The 8,143-nt window shown below is 67.5% G+C and carries 5 protein-coding genes; 2 read left to right on the top strand and 3 right to left on the bottom strand.

Annotated elements, in window-relative coordinates; all coding sequences use genetic code 11:
* Positions 1-35: 35 nt before the first annotated feature.
* Positions 36-1,583, bottom strand: a complete 1,548-nt coding sequence (guaA, locus tag VEG08_01335; protein ID HXZ26620.1) for a glutamine-hydrolyzing GMP synthase — start codon at positions 1,581-1,583, stop codon at positions 36-38.
* A 72-nt stretch (positions 1,584-1,655) separates the two neighbouring features.
* Entirely contained in the window at positions 1,656-2,642 is a 987-nt protein-coding gene (locus tag VEG08_01340) for a hypothetical protein (protein ID HXZ26621.1), read from the bottom strand.
* A gap of 119 nt (positions 2,643-2,761) precedes the next feature.
* On the opposite strand from VEG08_01340, the gene VEG08_01345 reads away from it, so the two are divergent.
* Both VEG08_01345 and VEG08_01350 read left to right on the top strand, forming a co-directional pair.
* On the top strand, positions 2,762-3,976 hold the full coding sequence (locus VEG08_01345; protein ID HXZ26622.1) for an MFS transporter: 1,215 nt from the start codon (positions 2,762-2,764) through the stop codon (positions 3,974-3,976).
* Between the two features lie 31 nt (positions 3,977-4,007).
* Positions 4,008-6,683, top strand: coding sequence for a protein kinase (locus tag VEG08_01350; GenBank protein HXZ26623.1), 2,676 nt, complete (start codon positions 4,008-4,010; stop codon positions 6,681-6,683).
* 86 nt (positions 6,684-6,769) lie between these two features.
* On the opposite strand, the gene VEG08_01355 is transcribed toward VEG08_01350, so the two are convergent.
* A partial coding sequence (locus VEG08_01355; protein HXZ26624.1) for a class I tRNA ligase family protein occupies positions 6,770-8,143 on the bottom strand: 1,374 nt, incomplete at its 5' end.

Here is an 8,143-nt window from a genome sequence, read left to right on the forward strand (position 1 = left end):
GACGGGGTTCAGATCGCCCGATCGCCCGATGATCCTCACTCCCACTCGATCGTCCCCGGCGGCTTCGAGGTCACGTCGTACACCACCCGGTTGATGCCCTTGACCTCGTTCACGATGCGGCTGGAGATGCGCTTCAGCACCTCCCAGGGAAGCTCGGCCGCGTCGGCGGTCATGGCGTCCTCGCTGTGCACGGCGCGCACCGCGCAGGTGTAGGCGTAGGTGCGGGCGTCGCCCATCACTCCCACCGACATCACCGGCAGCAGCACCGCGAACGACTGCCACAGCTTCTGGTAGAGCCCCGCCGCCTTGATCTCCGAGACCACGATGTCGTCGGCCTCCTGCAGGAGCGCGATGCGCTCGGGCGTGACTTCGCCCAGGATGCGCACCGCCAAGCCCGGCCCGGGGAAGGGCTGGCGCTGCAGGATCTCCTCCGGCATGCCCAGGTCGCGGCCGATGCGCCGCACCTCGTCCTTGAACAATTCCTTGAGCGGCTCGATGAGCTTGAGCTTCATCTTTTCCGGCAACCCGCCTACGTTGTGGTGGGTCTTGATCACCTGCGAGGGCCCGCGCACCGAGCGCGACTCGATCACGTCGGGATAGAGCGTACCCTGCACCAGCCACTCCACCTTGCCCACCTTCTGCTCGATCCGGTGCGCCTCTTCCTCGAAGACGGCGATGAACTCGTTGCCGATGATTTTGCGCTTCTTCTCCGGGTCGGTGACCCCCGCCAGCCTCCCCAGGAAGCGCGTACTCGCATCCACCGCGTCCAGGTTGAGCCCCAGCTTGCCGCGCAGGTTGTCCTGCACCTTCTGGAACTCGTTCTTGCGCAGGACGCCGTTGTTGACGAAGACGCAGGTCAGGCGCTCGCCCAGGGCGCGCGCCACCAGCGTAGCTGCCACCGCCGAGTCCACTCCGCCGGAGAGCGCGCACAGCGCCCGCCCCTGGCCCACCTGCTGCTGGACCTGGGCGATGGTCGAGTCGATGAAGTGCTGTGGCGTCCACTCCGGGCGTGCCCCGCAGATGTCGAGCACGAAGTTTCGGAGGATGTCGGCGCCGCGCTGGGTGTGGTGCACCTCAGGATGGAACTGCACCGCGTACATCTTCTTCGCGGGGTTCTCGATGGCGGCGATGGCGCTGGCCGTCTTCGCGGTCTGGTGGAAGCCGGGAGGCAACTCGCGCACGTTGTCGCCGTGCGACATCCACACCGAGAGCGAGCGCGGCAGGTCGCGGAAGAGCCGCGAGCCGTCCTGGAACTCGACCTCGGCGTGGCCATACTCACGCTTGCTGGCGGCTTCCACCTTCCCGCCCAGCAGGTGGGCCATGAGCTGCTGCCCGTAGCAGATGCCCAGCACCGGGACGCCCAGCGCGAAGACTCTCTGGTCGGTGGTAGGCGCGTCCTGGTCATAGACCGACGAGGGCCCGCCCGAGAGCACGATGCCCGCGGGTGCGTAGCTGCGGATCTCATCCAAGGAGGAGGTGCACGGCAGCACCACCGAGAAGACCTTTTGTTCGCGGATACGGCGCGCGATGAGCTGCGAATACTGCGCGCCAAAATCGAGGACGACGATGGATTGGTGTTCCACGGTCTACTTTCTCAGAATCCTGGGGCGAAAGCAAGACGGAGCATTCAGCACTCAGCCGTCAGCGTTCAGCCATCACAGCGTTGGGGCGACGCCCGGAGGCTCGCTGGGAGGCGCAACTGGCTCTGGCTGAATGCCGAGTGCTGAATGCTGAGTGCTCGCCTCCTCCTGCCGGTCCCGCTCCGCGATCTCGATGTACGCCGCCAGCCGCGCCACATAGCAGAAATCGGCGATCACGAAGTACACCAGCGTGAGCAACACGATGATGGCCACCACCACCCACCCTGGGACCTCGCCGATCAGGTACAGCGGCGGGATGGAGACCACTGTCAGCACGCCCATGAAGAAGAGCCTCAGGAAGCTGTTCAGCAAGCCGACTCCCCAGAATTCGCGGCGGTGACGGCGGACCAGCGCCCAGGCCTCGCCGAGCGCGCCGAAGGCGTCGCGGCGGTCGCGCACCACCAGTACCGGCGACAGCGAGAGGTACCAGTTCACCGAGCCCCAGGCCAGCGCCACCACCGCGACCAGGCCCAGGAAGACCAGACCGAAGGCCAGCAGGTGGGTGGCCGCTTCTTGGGGAGTAGGGTTCTCGCCCGGCGCGGTGATGTGGGCAGCCACGATGGAGGCGCCCATGTAGCCGAGGATGGCTGCCAGGGCCGCGGCGGCGCGCAGGAAGTGCACGCCTAGCAGCGTCCGCATCGGCGGCTTGTCGGCCTGCGGCAGCAGCGCTTTGAGGACGGCGGCGCTGCCCACCGAGGCGGTCACGACCCACATCAGCGCGATAGCGGGCACCGCCACGGCGGCCAGGCGCGCCAGGATCGCGGCCGACCCTTCCAGCATGCGGTTGATGGCGTCGGCCACCAGCACCGGCACGTTGCTCTTCAACTCCACCAAGTCGGCGTTGGTGACGGTGATGCTCTGCAGGTAGGCGCGGGCGCAGAGCGCCAGCACCGCCGTCGAAGCCAGGCCCCAGCTCCAGCGCCAAGCGACCTCGGCCAGCACCAGGGCGGGCTGGCGCCACACGGTCCGGAAGCCAACGCGGCTGGGAGAAGAAGTGGCCATGCCGGGGTTAGGATACCGAGAATCCGCCGGAAAGCGAACCGGGAAAAAGCAGGTCTTCCGCCCGCCGCAAGACTTCGCTTGCCTCCCGCCCGCTCCTCTGATGAGATTCCAGAACACACGTGCGCCGCAACCTGATCCTCGTCTATCTGGCCACCTTCCTGCGCTCGCTGGGTGTCGGCCTGCTGAGCGTGGTGCTGGGCGTGTACCTGGCGCGCATCGGCTTCTCCGCCACCAAGGTGGGTGTGACCGTGGCCTACGGCCTGGCGGGCGGGATCCTCGCCACCCTGCTGGTCACCTACCGCGCCGACCGCCTGGGCCGCCGCCGCACTCTCGTCCTGCTGGCGCTGCTCTCCGCCGTGGGAGGCCTGGGGCTTGCCTTCCTCAAGACGGTGCCCGAGATCTTCGCCATCGCCTTCCTGGGGATGGTGAACGGGACGGGCAGCGACCGCGGACCTGCCTACGCCCTGGAGCAGGCGACCGTCCCCAGCACCGTTCCCACCGAGCGCCGCACTTCCGCGCTGGCCTGGTACAGCCTGCTGCTCGACACCGGCCACGCCCTGGGCGCGCTCGCCGGAGGCCTGCCCATCCTGCTCGGCCATCGCCTGGGGATGGATCTGGCGGCCGCCTACCGCATCACCTTCCTCGCTTACCTGGCGCTCAACGCGCTGTGCGCGCCACTCTACCTGCTGCTCTCGCGGGAGGCCGAGGTCACTGCCGCGCCGGAGACTCCACCCGCCGCCCTGACCGTTACACCGGAGACGAAGAAGGTGGTGGGCCGGCTGGCGCGCCTGTTCGCGCTCGACGCCCTGGGCGGCGGCTTTCTCATCGACGCCCTGGTCTCTTACTGGTTCTTCCGCCGCTTCGGGCTCTCGGAGGAGCAGTTGGGCGTGCTCTTCTTCGTGGTGCACATCCTGAACGCGCTCTCCTACCTGGTGGCGGCGCGGCTGGCCCGCCGCATCGGCCTGCTCAACACCATGGTCTTCACCCACATCCCCTCCAGCCTCTTCCTGATCGCGGTTCCCTTCGCGCCCACCGCCGGCTGGGCCATGGGACTCTTCCTGGCGCGCGAGGCGCTGGTAGAGATGGACGTGCCCACCCGCCAGTCCTACGTGATGGCGGTAGTCGAGCCCCAGGAGCGCACCTACGCCAGCGGCATCACCAACCTCACCCGCAACGCGGCCTGGGCGGTGGGCTCCTCCTTCGCCGGCGTGGTCATGCAGTACCTCGCCCTGGCCGCGCCCCTGGTGCTTGGGGGAAGCGTGAAGATCCTCTACGACGGGCTGCTCTATCGCGCCTTCTGCCATCTCAAGCCGCCGGAGGAGCGTTCGGCGTAATCGCCGTCCCGCGCTATAATTCCGCCACCTCATGGCACTCTCACCCGGGACCAAGTTAGGCCCTTACGAGATCCTCTCCGCCGCCGGCGCGGGGGGAATGGGTGAGGTCTACCGCGCCCGCGACACCCGGCTGGAGCGCACCGTCGCCATCAAGGTCCTGCCCGAACAGTTCTCGCAGAACCCCGACCTGAAGCAGCGCTTCGACCGCGAGGCGAAGGCTATCTCCTCGCTGAACCATCCCAACATCTGCACCCTCTACGACGTCGGCCACCAGGACGGCATCGACTACCTGGTGATGGAGTACCTGGAAGGGGAGTCGCTGGCGGCGCGGCTGCTCCGGGGCCCGCTGCCTATCGAGCAAACGCTGAAAACCGGCTGCGAGATCGCCGAGGCGCTGGAAAAGGCGCACCGGCAGGGCATCGTGCACCGCGACCTGAAGCCGGGCAACGTGATGCTGACGAAGAGTGGCGCGAAGCTGCTGGACTTCGGCCTGGCCAAGCCCCAGGGCGCAATGGCAGCGGCTTCGGGCATGACGGGAGCCATCACCCAGACCAGCCCGGTCAGCCCCATCACCCAGCAGGGCCACATCGTCGGCACCTTCCAGTACATGTCGCCGGAGCAGGTGGAGGGCAAGGAGGCGGATGCGCGCTCGGACATCTTCGCGCTGGGGGCGGTGCTCTACGAGATGGCGACGGGCAAGCGCGCCTTCGAGGGCAAGAGCGCGATCTCCGTGGCTTCGGCCATTCTCGAAAAAGAGCCGGAGCCGATCTCCAAGACCCAGCCCCTGACCCCGCCCGCTCTCGAGCACGTGGTCGGGACCTGCCTGGCCAAGGACCCGGAGGAGCGCTTCCAGACGGCGCACGACGTCAAGCTGCAGTTGAAGTGGATCGCCGAGGGAGGCTCCTCGGCGGTGGGCATCCCCCCGCCCGTAGCCGCGCGGCGTCGGCTCTCCCAGCGCGCCGCCTGGGCGGTGGCCGCGGTTGCGGTCGTGGCCGCGGTCCTGCTGGCCGTGGGCTTCGTCCTGCGCGCCCCCCAGCCCGCCGCCGTGCTGCGCGCCAGCCTCGACCTTCCCGCTGGCGCCCGCCTCGACGACCAGAACTCCTCCCTCGCCTTCTCCCCTGACGGGCGTAAGCTGGCCTTCACCGCCCAGAGCGCCGAGGGCAAGCAGCAACTGTGGCTGCGCTCCATGGACAGCCTGACCGCGCAGCCCTTGGCCGGCACCGAGGACGCCACCTATCCTTTCTGGTCGCCGGATGGCGGCTCCATCGGCTTTTTCGCCGAGCACAAACTGAAGAAGATCGACGCCTCCAACGGCACCGTCCAGACCATCTGCGACGCCCCCGACGGCCGCGGCGCCACCTGGAGCCAGCGCGGCGTGATCGTCTTTGCCCCTAACCCCTTTGGCGGACTCTCCCTCGTCCCCGCCTCGGGCGGCGACCCGGCCCCGCTCACTACCACCCCGCAGCAGGACATGTCGCACCGCCTGCCTCACTTCCTCCCCGACGGCCGCCACCTGCTCTACTTTTCGGGCCGCGCCACCACGGGCAAGGACAGCGCCATCATGAGCTTCGACCTCGACACCCGTACCAGCGCGCTCGTCGCCCACCAGAGCAGCGAAGGCTTTTATGTTCCCCCCGGCTACCTGATCTTCGTGCGCGAGAACAACCTCATGGCCCAGCCCTTCGATGCCGGCAAGCTGCGGACCACCGGAGACCCCACCCCCATCGCCGAGCATGTGGCCTTCAACGCCCTCCGCTGGACCGGCGCCTATGCCGTCTCCAGTACCGGCCGGCTGCTCTACGAGAGCGGTGGGGCGGTGGTGCGCAGCCAACTGACCTGGTTCGACCTGGACGGGAAGAAAGGGGGGACCGTGGGCGAGCCCGCGCGCCTGCAGAACGTCTACCTGGCGCCCGGGGGGAAGCGGGCCCTAGTCGAGGTTGCCGACGGCGCCGGCAATGTCAACCTCTGGATGTACGACCTGGCCCGGGGCACCGCCTCCCGATTCACCTTTGGCGCCGGCAGCTTCGCGCAGGCGGTCTGGTCTCCGGACGGCCGCCAGGTGGTCTACCTCGACGACGCCGGCCAGCTCTACCTGAAGGACACCAGCGGTAGCGCCGAAGCGCAGCGCCTGACCAACGATCGCACCTATCGCGTGCCCACCGCCTGGTCGCCCGACCGCAAGCTCCTCGCCTTCATGACCCAGACCACCAACGGATGGGACATCTGGATGATGTCCATGGAGGGCGAGCACAAGGCCTATCCCTTCCTGGCCAGCCCGGCCAACGACTTGAGCGGCACCTTTTCGCCCGACGGGAAGTGGTTCTCCTATTTTTCCGATGAGTCTGGACGGATGGAGATGTACTTGGTGCCGTTCCCCGGGCCGGGCGCCAAGCGGCAGATCTCCACCGGCGGCGCCAATGTGGGCGGCTGGCTCAACTCCCACCAGATTGCCTACGTCACCTTGGACCGCAAGCTGGTCCTCGTGGACGTGGCCAACAAGGGACAGGAGCTGGAAGTCGGCGAGCCCCACGTCATGTTCGGCGGCAAGCCTCAGCCTGCGCTGCCCGATCCCAACAATGGCTTTCAGACCACCGGCTACTTCTCCCCCGACGGCAAGCGCCTCCTGCTGGATGTCCCGGTAGAAGGGAACGCTTCCTCCGCGCTCACCCTGGTCACGAACTGGACTGCGGACCTGAAGAAACAATAAGGACAAGAACGGCCGCGGATGCACGCGGATCGTCGCGGATCTGTTCTTCTTGATCCGCGTCTTCCGCGTGCATCCGCGGCGAAGTCTTACTTCACCACGATGTTGACCAGCTTGCCCGGCACCACGATGGCCTTCACCACCTGCTTGCCGTCCAGCGACGCGCGCACCTTCTCGTCGGCCAGCGCGCGCTCCCGCACCTCGTCCTCCGTAGCCCCGGCAGCCACCAGCAGCCGGCTGCGCAGCTTCCCGTTCACTTGGATCACGATCTCGATCTCCTCTTCCTTGGCCAGCTCAGGATCGTAGCTGGGCCAGGGCTGCCGCAGCAGGCTCGACTTCTCCCCGATGCGCTCCCAGATCTCGTGCGCCAGGAAAGGCGCAAAAGGCGCCAGCAGCAGGGCAAGCTTGCGCGCCACATCGCCCACCAATGCCACCGGGAAGCCGTCCTGGCCCGCCTGCTCATCCACCGCGTAGAGCGCATTGACCAATTCCATGACGGCGGCGATGGAGGTGTTGAAGTGCCAGCGGCCCTCGAAGTCGTCGCTCACCCGCTTGATGGTCTGATGCAGCTTGCGCTGCACCGCGCGCGCTTGAGGCGGCGGATCGGCCGGCACCGCCGCTCGCCACTGCGGATGCTGAGGCTGGGCGTGCTTCATCGTCCAGCGGTAGGTGCGGCTGAGGAAGCGCGAGATGCCCTCAACGCCCGCGTCCTGCCAGTCCAGTTCGCGGTCGGGCGGCCCCGCGAACAGCGTGTACAGCCGCGTGGCGTCAGCGCCGTACTTCTGCACCATGTCGTCGGGAGCGACCACGTTGCCCGCGCTCTTCGACATCTTGGCCCCGCCCTTGATCACCATTCCCTGGGTGAAGAGGCGCTCGGCGGGCTCCGAGTTTCGTACCAGTCCCATGTCGCGCATCACCTTGGTCCAGAAGCGCGAGTAGATGAGGTGCAGGATGGCGTGCTCCACCCCGCCGATGTACTGGTCGATGGGGAACCAGTAGGCGACGGCGCGGCTGTCGAAGGGCCCCTTTTCCTCCCGCGGGCTGGTGTAGCGGTAGAAGTACCAGGACGAGTCCACGAAGGTGTCCATGGTGTCGGTCTCGCGGCGGGCCGCGCCTGCGCACTTGGGGCACTTCACGTTGACGAACTCGGGCACGCGCGAAAGCGGCGACCCCCCGGCGAGCGTGATGTCCACCTTCTCGGGCAGCAGCACCGGCAGGTCCTTCTCCGGGACGGGCACCATGCCGCAGCCGTCGCAGTAGATCATCGGAATGGGCGTGCCCCAATAGCGCTGCCGCGAGACCCCCCAATCCTTCAAGCGATAGATGACGGTTGCCTTGCCAAAGCCTTCTTCTTCCGCATCTTCTGCCATGATCTGCTGAGCGTCCTTGCAGGAGAGCCCGTCGTAGGCGCCGGAGTTCATCAGCAGGCTGTCTTCGAAGGTGAAGGGCAGCAGGTGGTGGTG

The sequence above is a fragment of the Terriglobales bacterium genome, from assembly GCA_035624475.1.
Classification (GTDB): domain Bacteria; phylum Acidobacteriota; class Terriglobia; order Terriglobales; family Acidobacteriaceae; genus DASPRL01.